This window comes from Paenibacillus sp. GM2 (assembly GCF_900069005.2).
Classification (GTDB): Bacteria; Bacillota; Bacilli; order Paenibacillales; family Paenibacillaceae; genus Fontibacillus.
In genome coordinates this window covers 137010-156415 of sequence record NZ_LN831272.1, presented here as the reverse complement: position 1 = coordinate 156415, position 19406 = coordinate 137010, and the positions used below count along the sequence as shown (strand labels likewise).

Genomic DNA, 19406 nt, shown 5'->3' with positions numbered 1-19406 from the left:
GATAAAAGAACGCCGCAGAGCGACGAGGAAACGCTGAGGACAAGGACAAGGACAAGGACAAGGGCCGGACAGAACGGAAACAAGCGCGAGGATAATATCTTCAAACATGACATGCCAAGCACTTTCTCCGTTGCCGGATGGACGGTCCGTTTGAGATCTGCTACAACTTTTATAGTAATGGAACTGGAGGAAAATGTTGATACGGATTGATCTGCCGGATGAACTTCAGGCTGGCGATAGCCCAAGGTTCTCTATACGCCAACCTGACTTTAAATCCGCTATATGCTCTAAATCATGAAATTCCACTCAATAATATCTGTCTAATCTGCTGCTGGTGAAGACGCTCGCCAAGAACGACTACCAATGCGTCCGAAGTAAGCAGTAAATCCGGGCCTGGATTGATGTGCTTGGAGTGGTTCTTCTCAATCACCGCGATAATAGTGGCTCCGGAGCGCTGGCGAATGCGCAGGTCACCGATCGTCTTGCCGATCGCTTTATATTGAGGATCAAGTCTGTACCATTCAATAATAAGATCACCAAGAGCAACTTCGATATTTTCGAGAGCGGTCGGTTTATAGGTTATTCCACCAATAATGGCTGATACATATCTTGCCTCATCATCGTTAAGCGTAACCAGCGAGTTAATCTCGTCATGGTCATCTCTGTCATAATGGAACACTTCACGTCTGCCGTCATCATGAATAATAATGGCAAGCTTATCACCGCTTTTGGTTTCGACTACGAATTTTTTACCGATTCCGGGCAAATCCGTTTCTTTGAGATTCATTTTACTTCAGGCCTCCAGTTATAAAAATGACAAATAAGGAAAAGCATATAGCCATAAATCCCTCGGAATTGTTACAGGCAACAAATCGGCAAGGATTCTTGTGCTTAAGCTACAAACTTGCTGGTAAATTTAATTGGTGCTAACAGGGTGCGCTTGAGACGCAGAGAGAAAAGCGGTCGAAAGGAATCTCTAGGTATGGTCAGCAAATAATATGCCGCAATTGACAGTACCAGGAGAAATTGAACAAATGCCTTCTCGAGAGGAAGTTTATTCGGGAAAAAAGTACTGGCTCTTACAAAATGTCGGGTAGGATGGTTCGTCTTATAAATATGCTTATAGACCGACTTTTGATGCTGCCCCTGTTCGGGGGCCGTTTCTCCCGAGTAATTAACAAGAGAGACAGACATGATCAAGGCGAGACAAATCAGAAAAATGATTGCGACATTTCCTCTATTGCTCCTCGTCACGGCTGCCCCCCCTTTTTGATAGCTAGGTACTTTAAAGATAGCATAAAACGCCTGATATCACAAAAGAAAAGAGTAGCTAAAAATACCTCAGCAGGATGTAAACGCTCGATATCACGATTGACAACAGCATAAACGGAAAACCGTACTTCAAGAACTTCATAAAGCTGATGGGCTCATGCTCTTTGGCTGACATTCCGGCTGCGATCAAGTTAGCGCTGGCCCCGATTAGTGAGCCGTTGCCGCCAAGGCATGCTCCCAGCGAAAGACTCCACCATAATGGTTCAAGATTGGAAATCCCCATGTTGCCCATATCCTGAATCATCGGGATCATCGTGGCTACAAATGGAATATTGTCGAGAAAAGCGGAAGCGATCGCGCTGAGCCACAGAATTAACATAGAGCTAAGCAGCGGATCTCCACCTGTCAGATTTACGGTACGCTCTGCAAGCAGCTTGATGGTTCCCGTCTCAACCAGCCCGCCAACAAGCACAAATAACCCAATGAAGAAGAAGATCGTCGGCCATTCCACAGACTGGAACGCTCTTTCCATGACCTGTTCTCCGGTTAGAAGCAGGAGCAGAAAAGCACCGGTTAAGGCTACTGTTGCTGACTCAAGATGCAAGCTCTGATGCAAGAAGAAACCTAATAAGGTCAGGCCCAGGACAATTAGTGATTTTATCATGAGCCTGGAATCCGTAATGAGGTCGTCCAGCTTCATATTCATGATAGCTTTGCGGTTCTCCTCAGAGGTCGTCATCCCCTTCTTGAAAATAACAGTAATTAATGGAATCGTGGCGGCCATGATAAAGATGACTACCGGTGTAAGATTCATTATGAAGGAAATAAACGTCAATTCTTTAGCTGCGCTTCCGATCATAATATTAGGCGGGTCACCGATTAAGGTCGCTGTTCCCCCGATATTGGATGCAATAATCATCGAGAACACATAAGGGAATGCCCTAATCTCGAGCTTGCGGGTCATGCTGAAGGCGATCGGTACCATAAGAATGATAGTCGTGACATTATCAAGAAAAGCAGAGCCCACGGCTGTTATAATCATTAATAAGCACAGTATCATTACGGGTTTGCCCTTAGCCTTTTTGGCCGTCCAGATTCCTATATAATTGAAAAGCCCTGTCTCGGCCATCGTATTGACGATAATCATCATGCCGATCAATAGCCCAAGTGTATTGAAATCGATGTGATGAATCGCCATATCCTGATTAATAATACCGAGAATGAGCATAAGTGCGGCGCCGATCATGGCGATTACGGTACGGTGAACCTTCTCTGAAATGATGAGCGCATAGGTGAGCAAGAATATACCGATGGCCCATATAGCTTGATGTTCCATATTTTCCTCCTAAACGATGACAGATAGGATTGCCGTTATTTTTCCACATGAAGGATGTATTATCCAGAGAATGGATTTCAAAGACAAAAAAAGAGCCCGCAACATGGCAGGCTCCTCCGTTAACTGTCGTCTTAAGTTGTAATGAATCCTTTGTGCAAATTGCACTGCTGTTTATTCTATTATAAATCGTTTTGGATGTAAATATGGAATTTGCAGAATTTCGAATCATGTTGGAGACTGTGAATTCATAACTGTGCGTTCCCCGCGATCCAAAGCGAGCTTGTTGAGCTGCCTCTCTAAGGTCTGATTGAGTCCCCGACTTAGGTCTAGTATAAAGAACCGTCCGCGGTCCGTTTTGAGAAAGCTTGATTCCACCTACAATATAGACATAAGGTTAATCAATTTGAAAGGCGGTGAATATGAAATGAGAACCAACCGGTCAAATGGTTTTGCGGTAATACTTATTGCTCTGGGCGCTTTGATCCTGCTCGGCAAGTTGTCTCCGCTTCTGGGAAGTGTGCTTGGCGGCTTGTTCGGAATATTGTTCGCAGTAGCGATGATTGCACTAGGGTATTATGGAATCCGCCGTGGAAATGCATTTTTTGGATGGATCGTCCTGTTCTTCGGGATCCTGTCCTTGATCTCTAAATTAGCCTGGTTGATCGTACCGGCAATCGGTATCGGTATTATCATCTACGGTGTCTCCTTACTTAGAGGGAACCATGGATATTGATATGAATAACGAATTTACTTACGAACGAATGACCGATCGTATAGGAGGGATGGAAAGCCATGAGCGTGTTTCGTAGAGTGCGGGATATTACATTAGCGAATTTGAATGAATGGTTGGAGGAGTCACAGGATCCGGTCAGATTGATCGATCAGTTTCTGATTGAGACTCGCCAGGAGATAGCTGAGGCAGAGAAATTGCATTATCAATATGCCGGCCACACCAAACAATTGAAGCAGCAGGTTGATCAAGCTAAAGTGATGCGCGATAAACGCGAAGAACAAGCGCTGCTTGCCCTCAAGGCTGAGGAGGAACATCTGGCTAAGCTCGCATTGCAGGAGAAGATGCTGTATGAAGAGAAAATTACCCAGTACGCCGACCTGTATGAACAAAGCCGGCAGTCCCTGCAAGATCTTGAGAGTCAGTTGAATGAATTAAAGACCGAATATCAGGTAGTCTATAGCAAGAGACAATATTATTTTGCAAGAATGGAAACACTTCGCTTGCAGCAGCGCATGAATCAGCGGATGAATGGCTTCGGAACACAGGATGTGCCCAAGATGTTCAATCGCTTGGAGGATCGGGTGTCCGATATGGAATGGGAAGCCCGCAGTCTTCGCGAACTCCGCAAGACAGGACAAGATTTCGTAAGCCAAGCGAACTCTACGCTGGATGAAGAGCTCTCCCGTCTGAAGCAGAAGCTGCAAGACAAGGGAGAGGAGTGAGACGTATGGATAGATTGTACCGCTCAAGACGTGACAGATGGTTCACCGGTCTGCTTGGCGGATTAGGTGAAAAATTTGGAATAAGTCCTGCTCTACTTAGAGTAATAATGATCTTCAGTGTATTCTTTACGGGCGGGACGACGATCATGATCTATCTGATTGCTTCCCTGGTCATATCGAAAGAACCTTATATTCCTCATGACCCGTATTTTAACGGCGGGTGGCAGCAGCGTGGTGGTTACGGCAACGGCGGCTTCGGCGGTCCGGGTGGAGGAGCACCAGGCGGCCCAGGAGGGTATGGAGGCAGCTTTGGCGGGAATTGCCGGCCTAACGGCGGCAACTTTTATAACGGTCCATCCGGACAGTTCAGCGGTCCAGGAGTGAACTCCGCGAACCGCGGCAATTCGGATCTGGACTCCATGATGGAAGACATTGAGATGAAGGCAATGAAAAAAGAAATCGAGGAGCTTCGCAAGAAGGTCTCCAAATATGAGAAGGGAGATTTGTAAAATGGGAGTTTTTAAAAGAATTAAGGATATCACAAAGGCGTCGGTTAACGATATGCTCGATAAGGTGGAAGATCCAATTGTCATGTTGAATCAGTATTTGCGTGACATGGAGAAGGAAATCCGTGATGCTGAGGTGACAGTAGCCAAGCAAATGGCTGATGAACGCAGAATGAAACAGCGCTTGGAAGAAGCTGTACGCATCTCTGCACAGAGAGAAGCTCAAGCGGAAGCTGCCCTGAAGAATGGTCAAGAGGAAGTTGCCCGCAGATTGCTGGAAGAGAAGCTTCATTATGATCAGAAGCAAGTGGAATTCAGCCAACTGCATGCCAGCTCTGAAGCGCACGCTGCTGAATTGAAAGAACAGCTTCATGAAATGAAGGATGAGTTCTACAAGCTGCGCAACAAACGCAATGAGCTTGTAAGCCGTGCTCAAATGGCTAAAGCAAGAAAGCAAATGTCACAGGTCAGCAGCTTGCATTCGATCGACAGCGGCGGCGCATCGCTTGGTTTCCAACGTATGGAAGAGAAGATCATGCAGTTGGAAGCAGAAGCTGAAGTCGCTGGCGTAGTATACCGCAGAGATCCATCCTCGACTTATGTAAATCCTGCAGATGCTGAGAAGCAATTGAAGGTAGATGCTCAATTGGAAGCCTTGAAAGCTAAACTCAACACAACCCCAGCGGGTAAGGATAGCGCTGAATAATAGCTACAAGTCTTATGGACAATATGTTATGCTAGACGTGGTGAAGCCATACGGTAGAATATACCTTATGGCTTTTCCAACTCTTAGAACGGCAGGAGGTGCGACATGGATAAGCGAAAAAGACTCTTAGCCGCGGGATTGATTGTGCTCGGCGTCATGATGATATTCGGGAAAGGGCTAAGCTTCTTTACCATTGTTGCGCTCTTCTTATTGGGATACGGCATCTATAAGGTCCGTCAAGGAGAAGAAACGAAAACAGGATATATCCTGCTTGCCATTGGTGTCGGTTTGATCCTGCTCAACAATTTCATGCTGGTCGTTGCCATCCTGATGATCTCACTTGGTCTTTATTATGCGAAGGTACGTAAGGTTCAGCCGCATGGCAGCTATACGCAAAGACAGAATATCACTTCTTCCGTCCATTGGGATCGTGATCCCTGGGTATTACAAAATACAAGCATGTGGCATATTCTTGGCGAATTGGATATTGATCTGTCGCTGGCCATTGTGGAAGGTTCTCATAACGTATTGATGTTCCAAGGGGTTGTTGGGGACATTGATATGAGCTTGTTTGAGGGATATGGAATCGAGATCGAAGCTTTTGTACTGTTCGGACAAATCGAATTGGGACAGGAGCGTCGCACAGGTATATTTAATCGGGTGAACTGGAGATCGCCGAACTATGATGTCTGTGAACAAAAAGTGAAAATAATGATTTCCTACATTATAGGAGATATTGATATACGTCTATCTTAAAGAGGTTGCATTAAATTTCGAAAGAGAGGATCTACGCCGCATGAAGAGAAAAAAGCCTGTCAGTATGGTCTCACGCAGTATGCGCGGAGGGATCCTCTTCTGTTTTATTTTATTAGCGGTCATTCTATATGTTCTGTATACATATGGTTATTTCCAACTGACCGATTCCTGGAAGAAAGCGATTATGGCAGGGCTTACTCTGCTGACGCTATTGATCAGCCTGGGTTCGGTATACGGCTTCTGGCAAGGCTACAAGTATAAGAAAAAAGTAGATACGATGCGCAATGCGCTGCTGCAATGGGAGAAGGGGAACCAGACCGGGACCGTTCCGGAGTTAGGTGAGGATGAGATCGGACAGTTGGGCGAGCAGCTTGTACGAATCGGCAAGCGCTGGGAGGAGCAGGTATCCTCCTTGCAGCGTCTCTCGACCCATAATGCGCAGCTTGCCGAGCAAGCCCGTGTATCAGCGATCGTCGAGGAGCGCCAGCGTCTGGCTCGTGAGCTTCATGACGCAGTCTCTCAGCAGTTATTCGCCATATCTATGACCGCTACGGCAGTAGGACGGACCATGGATAGGGATTTCGAAAAAGCCAGGCGTCAGGTGGAGCTGATTGAGGAGATGGCTTCCGTAGCCCAGTCCGAGATGCGGGCATTGCTGCTGCATCTGCGTCCGGTATATCTAGAGGGCAAGCAATTGTCTCAGGGCTTGCTGGAGCTCGTTAGCGAGCTGAAAGCGAAAGTGCCGATTGAGCTGATGCTGGAGATGGACGAAGGGCTTAATCTCGGGAAAGGGATCGAAAATCATCTGTTCCGCATTATTCAGGAAGCAATGTCGAATACGATGCGCCATGCCAAGGCCGACAAGATGGAAATTCGTATCCATCGGCGGGGGGATGTCGTCAAGGTCACATTAAGGGATAATGGGGCGGGCTTTCAGCTCGATGACAAGAAGCAAGCCTCTTACGGCTTATCAACTATGCAGGAGCGGGTGCTTGAGGTTGGAGGTTCAATCCAGATTATCACCGCTCCGGGCAAAGGTACTCGTATAGAAATCACAATTCCGTTAATGAACGAAGAGAACGGGGAGGATCAGCAGCATGGAGAATGAGATAGACAATGAAAGAGACATCAAGGTACTGCTAGTCGATGACCATGAGATGGTGCGGATCGGGCTGGCCGCCGTGCTGGGAACCGAAGATGGAATCGAAGTTGTCGGAGAAGCAAGCAGCGGGGAAGAAGGTATCCGTCTCGCTCAGGAATATAAGCCCGATGTGGTTCTGATGGATCTTGTGATGGAGGGGATGGATGGAATTGAAGCAACAAGACAACTGCTGAAATTGTATCCGGACTGCAAAGTCATCGTGCTGACGAGTTATCTGGATGATGAGAAGATGTACCCTGTTATTGAAGCGGGAGCCTTCAGCTATTTGCTGAAGACGTCGCGCGCTTCGGAGATTGCCGAAGCGATCCGGGCAGCCGCCAGAGGGCAGTCTGTGTTGGAATCGCAGGTGGCCTCTAAGATGATGAACCGGCTGAGACAACCGAAGGCGGAGACGCCTGCCCATGAAGATCTTACGGATCGGGAGATGGATGTGCTCCGGCTTCTGGCACAGGGCAAGTCCAATCAGGAAATTGCCGATGATCTGATCATTGGTGTGAAGACGGTCAAATTCCATGTTACGAATATTTTGGCCAAGCTCGGTGTAGATGACCGCACTCAGGCGGCAATCTATGCCTACAAGAATGGGCTTGCAGAATAAATAAAACCATCTGTATCCTTGTGAACAAGGACCTGGCATATAGCCGGGTCTTTTTGGTTTGAGGGACAATCTGTATAAAAGAGTGATACATAGAACAGCTTATGCGAGTATAAATCTTTTCTGGCAGGGAATCCTAGATTTATAGATTAGTAGATTCCAGAATCGGGGGATTTAAGATGCCGGGAAGAGAACGAGCAGGACTTGATATTTTGAAGCGTTTTGGCTTCTTTATGATTGGTTTTGCACTTATTATAATGATAATTGGCTTTGCTGGACGGGATGAAAGCAAGGTGAATAAAGTGGATGCGGCGGATCAACAATGGAAGAGCGTACTTGCACTGGCACAGAATTCATCGGAGGGAAAGCTGCAGGCCACTGTGAAATGGCAGGGAACATGGAATTCGCTGCTTGAGCCTGGCGAGGCTGCTTATGCGCTAACCGCCAGGCTTGGATTGTCCATACCGGAGGAGAATGAGGTCCAAGGCCATACCGTTTACAACGCCCAGGGTTCTAATAGCGGCGTCTATTCAAAGTTGTCTGTTATGCCCGAAGAGGGAGGGACCTCCTATTATGTCATCCTGCTCATGGAAGGGGATGCTCGTGCGAATGCTGATGCTTTCCGTGAATTGCAGACCATTTATGGCCATTCGCTTCAGGATGAGGGGGTCGATGTGAACTGGAATGTGGCTCTGCAAGGTTCCGTAGCTTCCGGCTTTACCAAAGGCCTGGGGATGGATGCTCAGTCACCTGAGTATTCAGGCAACTCGATTCAGAAGTTATTGAATAAGATTGAACAGCAGACAGGGTCCACATTCAAGCTTCATAAAGCTGAAGAGTATATTGATGAAGACTCGCAGACGATAAGCCGCTCCTATGAAGCTGGAGGACTGCCGATATCTGTCCGCAGCGGAGATTACAATGTCTCCCTTCAGATGGCAGTGCATTATAATGTGGACACCGGCGAGCAGGAAATCTCCTTTGGATCCCCGCTGCTTACGGTAGAATATTAAAAACGAAGTATAAGATGGACTTAAAATTAATGTTAGATTAATATTAGATGAATTTTCAGGAAACCCAACAATTTTTGATATGAATGTGATGGCAACCTTCGCGTTAATGTGCTAAAATTACATCACTACCTAGTCATGCCTTGTAAGGTGATGGTATTGATAGGAATTGTATAAATATACACTATAATATATAGAAAGAATGAGGAGCCATGACTGAAAATCAAAATCTAGAATCACTTCAGACACCGGGAGCGGTATTTTTTATTTTTGGTGCTACTGGGGACTTGGCGCGTCGTAAGCTCTTTCCTGCTATCTATTCGCTGTATCGCGAAGGGAAGCTGGCTGAGGATTTTGCAGTTATCGGCGTTGCCCGGAGACCACGCACTCATGAAGAATTTCGGGACGATCTATATCGTTCCATTCAAGAGTTCTGCCGTTACAAAGTCAAAGAGGCTGACCTTGAGGCTTGGACGAAGTTTGCGGAGCATTTCTCTTATAAATCGCTGGATATTCACAATATCGATGGGTATCATGAATTGCGGGATTTAACGGAATCCGTGGAAGACCGCTTCAATATACCGGGTAACCGCTTGTTCTATCTCGCGCTCGCTCCTGAATTGTTCGGCAGCGTATCCTTCAATCTGAAGAAGGGCGGCATGCTTGCCAGCGAAGGCTGGCATCGCCTGGTGATCGAGAAGCCGTTCGGCTACGATCTGAGCTCTGCTCAGAAGCTGAACGAAGAATTAAGCCAAGTGTTCAAGGAAGAGGAGATCTTCCGGATTGACCACTATCTCGGCAAAGAGATGGTTCAGAATATCGAAGTTATTCGCTTCGGGAATTCCTTCTTCGAGCCATTATGGAACAATAAACATATTGCCAACGTGCAAATTACGCTGAGTGAGACGGTCGGCGTGGAAGAGCGCGGAGGCTACTACGATCATGCGGGGGCATTGCGTGATATGGGTCAGAACCATATGCTGCAAATGCTGACGATGATTGCTATGGAGGCGCCTAGCCGCCTGTATCCAGAGGATATCCGCGATGAGAAGGTTAAAGTGCTTCGCTCATTGCGTCCATATGAGTCTGAAGAAGATGTGAAGGCTCATGTCGTTCGTGGTCAATACAAGTCCGGAGAGAGCCAAGGCAAAGAGATGCCGGGCTATCGTCAAGAGGACAAAGTAGATCCGGAATCCACTACAGAAACTTACTTTGCGGCTAAGGTATTTGTAGATAACTTCCGCTGGGCTGGGGTGCCGTTTTATATTCGTACCGGCAAGCGTCTGCCAGTGAAGACCACGGAAGTCGTGGTGGAATTCAAACAAATGCCAACGAACGTATACTTGGGCCAGAAGCATAATCTTGAGCCGAATCTGCTCGTCATCCGCGTTAATCCGATGGAAGGCATTTATATTAAGATCAATGCCAAGAAGCCGGGGTCAGAGTCAAAGATCGAGCCATTCGCGATGGAATTCTGCCAGAGCTGTCAGGTAGGCATCAACTCGCCTGAGGCTTATGAACGCCTCATCTATGATGCGGCCAATGGCGATTCCACTTACTTTACCCGTTGGGATGAAGTAGCTGCAGCTTGGTCCTTCGTGGATCGCATCGCTTCCGCTTGGGGTCAGAACCCGTCTGACATCCAAATGTATCCTGCAGGATCATGGGGACCTGAGCAGGCCGATGAGCTGCTTGCTTTGGATGGATTCCACTGGTGGCCGGTGAACGGACAGGAAGAAGACAATGTAATCTGGATCAAGCAGTAAGTATATCTGATCCCGGATTTAACGATAATAAGCTATATAGAGAGTCGCGCCAAACGAAAAACAGTTTGGTGCGTCTTTTTTTGCTAAATGTCCGTGAAGGAATATGCGTACTTGCGTAAAAAAATATGTTAAAATAAAAGGCATGAATTTGTGAAGCGAGAGGAAAGTGAGAATGAGCAAAGCATTGGAGCAAGAGCTGCAGCAGGAAGTGGACAAACGCAGAACGTTTGCTATCATTTCCCACCCGGATGCCGGGAAGACGACCTTAACGGAGAAATTGCTGCTGTTCGGAGGAGCGATCCGTCTAGCCGGCTCGGTTAAGGCGCGTAAGGCAAGCAAGCATGCAACGAGCGACTGGATGGAGATTGAGAAGCAGCGGGGGATATCAGTAACCTCTTCCGTGATGCAATTTGATTATAAAGGACACCGCATTAATATTCTGGATACGCCCGGTCACCAGGATTTTAGTGAGGATACGTATCGGACATTAACGGCTGCCGATAGCGCCGTTATGTTGATCGACGTGGCCAAAGGCGTCGAGGCGCAGACCATCAAGTTGTTCCAGGTCTGTGCCAAGCGGGGAATCCCGATCTTTACATTTATTAATAAGCTGGACCGTGAAGGACGCAGTCCGTTTGATCTGATGGAGGAAATTGAACAGGTTCTAGGTATTCGTTCTGTACCGATGAACTGGCCTATCGGCTCCGGACGCGAGCTGTGCGGTGTATACGACCGGATGAAGAATCAGGTGGAGCTGTTCCAGGGAGACGATCACGATCATATTGAAGTGAAGAAGGTCGAAGGCTACAATGATCCACTCATCCGTGAGATGGCTGGAGAATATTTGCATGATCAGCTATGCCAGGACCTGGAGCTGCTTGATGTAGCAGGAGACCCATTTGATCTGGAGAAGGTTAAGAATGGGCAGCTTACTCCTGTGTTTTTCGGCAGTGCGGTAAATAACTTTGGGGTTCAGACCTTCCTGGAGAATTTCCTGCAGCTGGCACCTAAGCCTGAGCCGCGTCGCAGCACGGATGGATCCGTTGAGCCTACAAATGAGAAGTTCTCGGGTTATGTATTCAAGATCCAGGCGAATATGAACCCGGCTCACCGTGACCGGATTGCCTTCTTGCGTATTGTATCCGGCAAATTCGAACGAGGTATGTCGGTGAAGCAAATGAGAACCGGCAAGGACATTAAGCTCTCTCAGCCACAGCAATTTTTAGCTCAGGACCGGGATATTGTGAGCGAGGCTTATCCGGGCGATATTATCGGTCTGTTTGACCCGGGTATTTTCCGTATTGGGGATTCGTTAAGCCAGGGCGGGGGCGTTGTCTTTGATGAGATGCCGACCTTCTCACCAGAGATATTTGCCAAAGTTACTGTAAAGAATGCGTTGAAGCATAAGCAATACCAGAAGGGGATTGACCAGCTGACCGAAGAGGGGACGATCCAAGTATTCACAACCGTTGGGTTTGAGGATACGCTGTTGGGCGTCGTCGGACAGCTTCAGTTCGAGGTGTTCGAGTACAGAATGAAAAATGAATATGGGGTGGATGTACAATTACAGCGTATGCCATTCCAATTCGCACGCTGGATCGTTGCCGAGAAGGTGGACCCGTCCAAATTCCGGATTAATTCAACGCTTGTAACGGATAAGAAAGGCAACTATGTGGCCTTGTTCGAGAACGAATATGCGATGCGTACCGCGATGGAGAAAAATCCGGATGCGAAGTTCCAGGAGACTGCTCCGTAAGCAACCTTTAAAAAGCTTGCAACAACGTTATATAAAACAAGCCTTTACTTGGCCGAATTTCGGTTAGTAAAGGCTTGTTCTATACATGGGGCAGCCATCTTATTTCAAAGGCTTTATTTCCATTTGAGCAAGCTGCTGATTGAGAATGGCGAGCAATTCATCCTGCTTGGTCTGATCGATGTTCTTCCAGATGATCTCGAACATGACACCAAGCCCGGGCAGCGCTGCTTCCTGAGCGTCGATGGAACCCTCAATCATCTCGCGCAGCCCCTCCTTGTCCTTGCCATGTACCTTGTGAATGACAGCCTGACGCAGATCAAGCATAATTGACATGGAGAACCCTCCTTGAAATAGTATAGGCCCAGTGGTTAATGTTCCCGATCCGGCCTGTATAAATTCAAGTTTTGAATCGAATATGGTATACTAGATCGAATCCAAAATTTCGGGGTGAAAATAGTGGCACGCACAGAAAAGAAACAATTTGCCGTAATAGGTATGGGAAGATTTGGTCTTAGTGTCGCGAGTGCTCTTAGTGGCATGGGATTCGATGTTCTTGCAATCGATGCGAATGAACAAAGAACCCAGGCTGTATCCAATATTGTAACACATGCGGTATCCGCTGATTCTACGGATGAAGAAGCGCTGCGAGCGCTCGGTATCCGAAATTTTGATGTCGTAGTTGTGGCGATTGGCCAGGATATCCAGGCTAGTATTCTCACGACTCTAATATTAAAGGATCTCGGGGGACCGCTGATCGTTGTAAAAGCGCAGAACGAGCTGCATGGTAAAGTGCTGAACAAAATCGGAGCCGATAAAGTCATATATCCGGAAAGAGATATGGGACTTCGAGTAGCGCATCATCTGACTTCACCTAATATTCTGGACTATATTGAGTTATCCGATGAATATAGTATCGCCGAGATGCGGGCGACTTCCGGCATGCTCGGTCAGAACCTGAAGGAACTGGACGTTCGGGCCAAATTCGGCTGTAACGTAATGGCGATCAAACGGGGCACGAAGATGAATATTTCACCTACAGCGGATGACCGTCTTGAGGAAGGCGATATTCTGATTATCGTAGGGCAGAAGAATGATCTTACGAAGCTGGAACTGGCTTATGCAGAATCTTGATCGGTTAGGATGAAATAAATATGATGGAAATTTTATCGCCGCAAAATGCCCGAGTGAAAGAGTGGGCCCTGCTGCTTGAGAAGAAGCAGCGGGACAAGCAGCATAAATACCTGATCGAAGGCATCCATTTAGTGCAGGAGGCGCTTCGTTCAGGTGCGGACATAGAGTGTATTTGTTATGAGCAGGAGAACGGCATTCCGGCGGAAATATCTTCGGCAGCGGCAGCGCGGCTTGATGTGAGCTGGATCGCTGTGTCAGCGGCGGTGATCGCCAAATGCAGCGACACGAAGACGCCTCAGCCGGTATTTGCCGTTCTGCGCAAGCCGGATGAGCAGGTGCAGATGAAGTCGCTGCTGAACAAGGATCGCAGCCTTGTGGTGGTGCTCGACGGAGTCCAGGATCCCGGCAATGTTGGTACAATTATTCGTACGGCGGATGCCGTGGGAGCCGATGGTGTTATTGTCGGCTCAGGGAGCGCTGACATTTACAGTCCCAAGGTGATTCGTTCCACGATGGGGTCGTTATTTCATCTGCCGATTTTGCGAGATCGGTTAGCGGAAATTTTACCGCAAGCCAAGGAACGAGGCATTCGTCTTGCCGGCACTAGTTTGCAGGCGGCGGTGAACTGCTACGAATATGATTTCACAGGCCCTGTCTGGCTGCTGTTCGGCAGTGAAGGCGGCGGGCTGAGCGAAGAAGTCCGTGCGCTGATGGATGATGGACTGATCATCCCGATGCGCGGCCAGGCGGAATCGCTTAATGTGGCCATGGCCGCATCGGTGCTGTTGTATGAAGGGCTGCGGCAGCGGTATTTTAACTAATAAAAAACCGTTCTTTGGCAGCCCAATCCTAAAATGCCCTTAGGAAGTTAGACGATATTTATTTAGGCCGCCTGTTGAGCATATGTTCGGTTTTAGGTTTTTCTCTGCAGAAATTTAGTCATGAAAACTGCACCTCCAATCCTTAGATGTTGTCTAACAATGGGGGGTGCAGTTTATTTTTTTACGTATTTTCTAATGTCGCAACATATATAAGCTGCAACTGCTCTTCTTAGTTCTTACCGCCATAGCCCTTATAGGTAGCGTACACTTGATTGGCATATTGATCTGCGAGAATTGGGCGCCCATAAGAATCGGTAGCTCCGGGATACCAGTTATCTCCTCCGTTATAATGTAATAGCCCATTATATATGCTGCCGAATCTTACTATCTTTTCATTTAAGATGAGTCCGCCCAGGCGTACCTGATCTAGTTCACTGCCATGATTATATGCATGACCAAACTTAGAACTGAATTGAGATAAATAGGCTGCGCGAGTATTAGGTTCCACCTGCATTAATCCGTCACCCCCGGATGGGCTGCCAGGCAAGCCGGCTCCAAAGCTGCTCTCCTTCTTGATCACCGCACTTAGTAACAAGGCAAAATCCCCGCCTTTACCATATGCATTATCTACATCCATCACGTATGACCAAATATGACTTGGTACCTCGCCAGGTTTTGTCACTGAAGGAGATGGCGAACCAATATAAATTTTAACCGATGACATCTTGTCATTGATCTCGCTGCCGACCCAGGAAGAACTTGCGGTAAAGGTCCATTTTGTTCCTCCAAAGTCATTGTGCTCATACACCTCAACAGTCCAGCCGTTAGGGACCTTGAGCGAGGACATCCAGTCATTCGGAATGCCTGCCGCGTTCAGCTGAGACAGCGTATAATTGCCTACTCCAAGGGTTATGGCTGCTCCTCCGTAATTGATATCGGCATAGAATGTCACTCCATTGGCAGGTGGAGGAGTTGTTGGGGGAGTTCCACCTCCTCCTTGCGCCCATAAGGCAGGGACGACAGGGGGTTCCCAGCCGACGATAGAGGTATGGGCCTGAAGGCAGGTGTACGTACTTCCGTTATAAGTAACGTTATCATTTACTGCGTATGCTGTGTTGGGAGCCCAGGCCCCTCTACTGGCAGCACTTGCCTGTAAGGGGGGAAAGGCTGTAGAAATAAACACGGCTAAAATGACTAAAAGAGATAAAACCTTAAGAAACAAACTTAACCTTTTTTGATTCATATTCTTACCTCCTGATCAATGGTTTGTTAGCTGGCGACTTGAAGTTTTACAACTTATCACATTATATCGGTCTAATAAAGGTAATTATGAGTAAAAATAACAGTTTTAGTTGTAGATTTCTATATCAATAATCAGTTTGAAATTAATTAGAAATAGTGGTGCGGGCTTGAAGGGCAGTCCTTCTTTTTTGGCCAGGTCCGGCATAACTTGTATAGAAGTGTGTGTTCAAGAGCGGGCTTGAGCAACAAACCTCTAGAAGTTGCCTGCTGGCTGGGAGGGTGAGAGATGCTGCGATTCAGAAGGGGTTGGCGTAGCCGGAGGAGACGACCAAGAAGAAAGTCTGGGACCAGGCGGTGGTTGTGGCTAATCATCGTGGTGATCACTATATTCGGATTTTTGCAGTTCTATAATTATGTAGAGAAGCATATGAAAGGCCCGATTATGCATTTGGCCAGTATCCGTGTGAAACAGATGGCCACGGAGGCGATCAATGAAGCGATTACTTCACAGGTAGCGAATACGGATCAAGTCGACCGATTGATCGATTGGAAGATGGATGGCAATGGGAAGGTGTCCGGATTCATGTTGAACTATTCCTCCCACATGAAGATTACATCGGATACGATCGCAACGGTGCGTGACACATTGGAGGAAGTATCGCATTTATCGGAGACGATTCCGCTGGGGCAAGCGCTAGGCAGTCCGATTCTCGCTTCATTTGGACCGCGAATCCCGATTAAGATTGAGCCGCAAGGGGACGTGAAGGTCGATTTGAGCACCCGTAAACAGGATGCCGGGATTAATATGATTCTGGTGGAGGTGTATTTGCGAGTTAAAGCGGAGCTGGCGGTTGTCGTTCCATTTGATATGGAGCCGCAATCGGTCGAGACCGAAATTCCCGTTTCGTACTTGCTCGTTGTCGGCGATGTCCCGATGTATTACTACGATAGCAAAGGCAATCCCGTAGGCAATCAGGCGGGAGCGCCCAATATTGCAATACCGGCTCCTAAAACAGGCGAGCAGCAGCCTCAGGAGGGCAGCAACTCGCCTATAGAAGGAACCGTCCCCTCGACAGAGGGGCAGGGGGACGGGCAAGATACGACACAATCGTCACAGCATTAAAAGAATAGGCTGATGCGAGTCCGTAGCTAATAAGTTATTCCGCTAATCCGGTGCTTATTTGCTGCGGCTACGCTCGGCCTTTTCCCATTGCTTAAGCAGGGGGTATGGATTGAAGGCCCACTCTGTAGTGCCGGTGTCACGGTAAATCCCGTAATGCAGATGAGGAGGGAACCTCCCCTGTGTTCCCGGCGGACCATAACCGCTGCTGCCGACCCAACCGATGACCTGGCCAGGCGTGACCATGTCGCCGATCTCAATCTTCTTCTCATATCCTTGTAGATGGGCGTAGTAATGATATCGATTATTCAGGTCGCGAATGCCAATGCGCCAGCCGCCATAAGGATTCCATCCCTTGGTCTCGATGATTCCATAACATACACTCCGAACCGGGACGCCGTAGGAGGCGAACAGGTCCGTCCCTTCATGCGTGCGCAGGCCACCCCAGCCGCGCCGGTCTCCCCACGTATCGCGATAGGTGTAGATGCTCTTGATTGGCAGCGGAAACGCGCTGGCGGTAGGATTGATTGGTCCAAACGTTTTGTAGATTTTGGCGAATTGTCGAATGCGCTTCACCGCAGAATCATTTTGATAATAACGCCATAAAGCGATTTGAAAGTCTTCTTCTTCATAACCGAGACTGATCAAATAAGAAGCCATCGTGAACATGGCGTCATGATCATCCGTTGGATCGGCGGCTCCATCCGCAGATGCATCCTTGCCAATTCCGCCGAACAAGGCAATCGTGGTCAGATTTTTGTCGGTCGGATCGGGATTAATCGGCCCGGACCAGATACCTTCCTTAAATCGGATGCTTGTTAAGCGATCGATTTGATCTTCCGACTTCACCTTTTTGCGGGAACGCGGGGTTATGGTCCGTTCATATTGATCGATAGCCGCAAGCCAATACCACGGAATTTGCGTCTGAATGCCGATTTTCTCATACAGGTCCCGTCTTAGCTCATAGACACTCAGGCTGGTCTGGGCTGCCCCGGGTTTCTCCGGACTGGCGGCATGGGCTGTAGTGACCGGGGACTCACGAAAAGACCAAGGCACCGTCACCAATGAAGCGGCGATAAGGCAGCTTATCGTCTTGCTGTATAGGGATGTTAAGGTTATCTTCAAGGTATCCGTCTCCTCCTTAGTGAGAGGTTTGTAGAGGTGGCTCAAAAAGGTCCGAGTTCGCATTGAATCAGAAAACCGATCGAAGTCATTCGAGAAGGAACCGCGATACAAAGGCCGGTTTTCACGCGATATCGAATTTTTCATCAGCTGCACTGATAGTTTATCAATCCGATATTTAACACAAAGTGAATCGGAAGTAGCTTTTTTGAGCACACGCTTATCGTCGATAGACGCAGGCCTACACTTAGGTTGGATCAAATGTTGTGCTTTTATTCCAATTTATTAAGTAGGTATTCCCAGTGGATTCATGGTATAATAAATGTCATTGTGGGATTACAATGTTCTTCAATACAAACCTATAAAGAAGGAAGGTTTCTATCTTGTCGAAGCTCGCAAATGAACCGAAACCGGACTGGATTAGAATTAAACTGACGACCGGCGATAACTATCAAGACATCAAGACAATGATGCGTTCCAAAACCTTACATACTGTTTGTGAAGAGGCACGTTGTCCAAATATATATGAATGCTGGGCGAATCGTACAGCAACTTTCATGATTCTGGGCGATATTTGTACACGCGCTTGCCGCTTCTGTGCTGTAAATACGGGAATGCCTACCGAACTGGATCTGCAAGAGCCGGAACGTGTTGCTGAAGCTGCTGAAAATATGAATCTGCGCCATTGCGTTGTTACAAGCGTAGCCAGAGATGATCTGAAGGATGGGGGCGCTTCGATCTTTGCAGGAACAGTCGCTGCCATTCGCAAGCGCCTGCCTCTTTGCTCTGTTGAAGTATTGATTCCCGACTTTATGGGGGATGAGGATTCCCTGCGTATCGTAATGAATGCGAAGCCTGACATTTTGAATCATAATATCGAGACGGTAGAACGCATGTCCGATCGTGTTCGCGCTAAGGCAAAATATCGTCGCTCCCTGGAGCTCCTGCAAAGAGCGAAGCAAATGCAGCCTGACATCCCTACAAAGTCCAGTATTATGCTTGGCGTAGGCGAGGAATGGGACGAAATTCTGCAAGCGATGGATGATTTGCGGGCGATAGATTGCGATATCCTGACGATTGGCCAATATTTGCAGCCGTCACCGAAGCATCTCCGTGTTGAGAAATACTATACACCTGAGCAATTCGCAGATCTGAAGGAAGAAGGCATGAAACGCGGCTTCAGCCACGTTGAATCAGGTCCGCTCGTCCGCAGTTCTTATCATGCGCATGAGCAGGTTAAATCGGCGAAGAGCCACAAAGATGGCGCGACTGCGTTGTCTTAAGGGCGATTAAGGAGGGAAAGCCAATGATCCACATTGGCGGCAGAACGTATGAACTGATATACAATCATAAGAATGCTTGGGATCAGGAAGCATTCAAGCAAAGATACAGCGAAGTGTTGGATCGTTATGATTACATTATCGGCGATTGGGGCTATGAGAAGCTGCGTTTGAAGGGTTTCCTGCGTGACAATCATCCGAAGGCAACACGCGATACTGCATATTCCAGCATTACTGAGTATATTAACGAGTACTGCAATTTTGGATGTGCCTACTTTGTTCTGCAGAAGATGAAAGATACTCCAAAAGAACCTTCCAACAAAACAGTCCAAGAAGAAGAGAAAACGGCTGCCGAGTAACTCGGCAGCCG

The 19406-nt window shown here is 47.7% G+C and carries 20 protein-coding genes; 15 read left to right on the top strand and 5 right to left on the bottom strand.

The window, feature by feature from the left end; genetic code table 11:
* Positions 1–292: 292 nt before the first annotated feature.
* Together BN1360_RS00855 and BN1360_RS00850 are read right to left on the bottom strand one after the other, a co-directional pair.
* Entirely contained in the window at positions 293–787 is a 495-nt protein-coding gene (locus BN1360_RS00855; protein ID WP_068778038.1) for a cation:proton antiporter regulatory subunit, read from the bottom strand.
* Positions 788–1330: 543 nt separating this feature from the next.
* Positions 1331–2608, bottom strand: a complete 1278-nt coding sequence (locus BN1360_RS00850) for an ArsB/NhaD family transporter (RefSeq protein WP_068778036.1) — start codon at positions 2606–2608, stop codon at positions 1331–1333.
* A 424-nt stretch (positions 2609–3032) separates the two neighbouring features.
* Here BN1360_RS00850 and BN1360_RS00845 point away from each other — a divergent pair, with 424 nt between their 5' ends.
* The 10 genes from BN1360_RS00845 to BN1360_RS00800 all read left to right on the top strand — a co-directional run bounded on the left by BN1360_RS00845 (position 3033) and on the right by BN1360_RS00800 (position 12320).
* Complete coding sequence (locus BN1360_RS00845) at positions 3033–3341, top strand: hypothetical protein (protein WP_068778035.1); 309 nt, start codon at positions 3033–3035, stop codon at positions 3339–3341.
* Between the two features lie 59 nt (positions 3342–3400).
* The gene (locus BN1360_RS00840) at positions 3401–4063 is read left to right on the top strand and encodes a PspA/IM30 family protein (RefSeq protein ID WP_068778034.1); all 663 of its coding nucleotides are present in this window, start codon (positions 3401–3403) and stop codon (positions 4061–4063) included.
* 5 nt (positions 4064–4068) lie between these two features.
* Positions 4069–4572, top strand: a complete 504-nt coding sequence (locus BN1360_RS00835; RefSeq protein ID WP_068778033.1) for a PspC domain-containing protein — start codon at positions 4069–4071, stop codon at positions 4570–4572.
* Between the two features lies 1 nt (position 4573).
* Complete coding sequence (locus tag BN1360_RS00830; RefSeq protein ID WP_068778032.1) at positions 4574–5275, top strand: PspA/IM30 family protein; 702 nt, start codon at positions 4574–4576, stop codon at positions 5273–5275.
* Between the two features lie 105 nt (positions 5276–5380).
* Complete coding sequence (liaF, locus tag BN1360_RS00825) at positions 5381–6031, top strand: cell wall-active antibiotics response protein LiaF (RefSeq protein ID WP_068778031.1); 651 nt, start codon at positions 5381–5383, stop codon at positions 6029–6031.
* A 40-nt stretch (positions 6032–6071) separates the two neighbouring features.
* Positions 6072–7139, top strand: a complete 1068-nt coding sequence (locus tag BN1360_RS00820; protein ID WP_068778030.1) for a sensor histidine kinase — start codon at positions 6072–6074, stop codon at positions 7137–7139.
* Positions 7129–7791 (top strand): response regulator transcription factor, encoded by a 663-nt coding sequence (locus BN1360_RS00815; RefSeq protein WP_068778029.1) that lies wholly within the window; start codon positions 7129–7131, stop codon positions 7789–7791. Before BN1360_RS00820 ends, BN1360_RS00815 begins: the two co-directional genes overlap by 11 nt.
* Before the next feature lie 176 nt (positions 7792–7967).
* On the top strand, positions 7968–8801 hold the full coding sequence (locus tag BN1360_RS00810; protein ID WP_068778028.1) for a hypothetical protein: 834 nt from the start codon (positions 7968–7970) through the stop codon (positions 8799–8801).
* Between the two features lie 209 nt (positions 8802–9010).
* Positions 9011–10564 carry a glucose-6-phosphate dehydrogenase gene (zwf, locus tag BN1360_RS00805; protein WP_068778027.1) on the top strand — a complete coding sequence of 518 codons (1554 nt, stop codon included), beginning with the start codon at positions 9011–9013 and terminating at the stop codon, positions 10562–10564.
* 172 nt (positions 10565–10736) lie between these two features.
* On the top strand, positions 10737–12320 hold the full coding sequence (locus tag BN1360_RS00800; protein ID WP_068778026.1) for a peptide chain release factor 3: 1584 nt from the start codon (positions 10737–10739) through the stop codon (positions 12318–12320).
* A 99-nt stretch (positions 12321–12419) separates the two neighbouring features.
* Here BN1360_RS00800 and sspI read toward each other — a convergent pair whose 3' ends face one another.
* Positions 12420–12653 carry a small acid-soluble spore protein SspI gene (sspI, locus tag BN1360_RS00795; RefSeq protein ID WP_068778025.1) on the bottom strand — a complete coding sequence of 78 codons (234 nt, stop codon included), beginning with the start codon at positions 12651–12653 and terminating at the stop codon, positions 12420–12422.
* A 123-nt stretch (positions 12654–12776) separates the two neighbouring features.
* Here sspI and BN1360_RS00790 point away from each other — a divergent pair, with 123 nt between their 5' ends.
* Complete coding sequence (locus tag BN1360_RS00790) at positions 12777–13451, top strand: potassium channel family protein (protein ID WP_148466492.1); 675 nt, start codon at positions 12777–12779, stop codon at positions 13449–13451.
* Between the two features lie 23 nt (positions 13452–13474).
* Positions 13475–14272, top strand: coding sequence for a TrmH family RNA methyltransferase (locus BN1360_RS00785; protein WP_068778049.1), 798 nt, complete (start codon positions 13475–13477; stop codon positions 14270–14272).
* 229 nt (positions 14273–14501) lie between these two features.
* Here the strand turns inward: BN1360_RS00785 and BN1360_RS00780 are convergent, their stop codons facing one another.
* Positions 14502–15515 carry a carbohydrate-binding protein gene (locus tag BN1360_RS00780; protein WP_068778024.1) on the bottom strand — a complete coding sequence of 338 codons (1014 nt, stop codon included), beginning with the start codon at positions 15513–15515 and terminating at the stop codon, positions 14502–14504.
* Positions 15516–15887: 372 nt separating this feature from the next.
* Here BN1360_RS00780 and yunB point away from each other — a divergent pair, with 372 nt between their 5' ends.
* Positions 15888–16637: a sporulation protein YunB gene (yunB, locus tag BN1360_RS00775; protein ID WP_420707862.1), complete on the top strand. Its 750-nt coding sequence runs from the start codon at positions 15888–15890 to the stop codon at positions 16635–16637.
* A 54-nt stretch (positions 16638–16691) separates the two neighbouring features.
* Here yunB and BN1360_RS00770 read toward each other — a convergent pair whose 3' ends face one another.
* The gene (locus BN1360_RS00770) at positions 16692–17759 is read right to left on the bottom strand and encodes a M23 family metallopeptidase (protein WP_068778023.1); all 1068 of its coding nucleotides are present in this window, start codon (positions 17757–17759) and stop codon (positions 16692–16694) included.
* A gap of 380 nt (positions 17760–18139) precedes the next feature.
* On the opposite strand from BN1360_RS00770, the gene lipA reads away from it, so the two are divergent.
* Complete coding sequence (lipA, locus tag BN1360_RS00765; protein ID WP_068778022.1) at positions 18140–19039, top strand: lipoyl synthase; 900 nt, start codon at positions 18140–18142, stop codon at positions 19037–19039.
* A 23-nt stretch (positions 19040–19062) separates the two neighbouring features.
* Positions 19063–19395, top strand: coding sequence for a YutD family protein (locus BN1360_RS00760; RefSeq protein ID WP_068778021.1), 333 nt, complete (start codon positions 19063–19065; stop codon positions 19393–19395).
* The last annotated feature ends 11 nt before the right edge of the window (positions 19396–19406 follow it).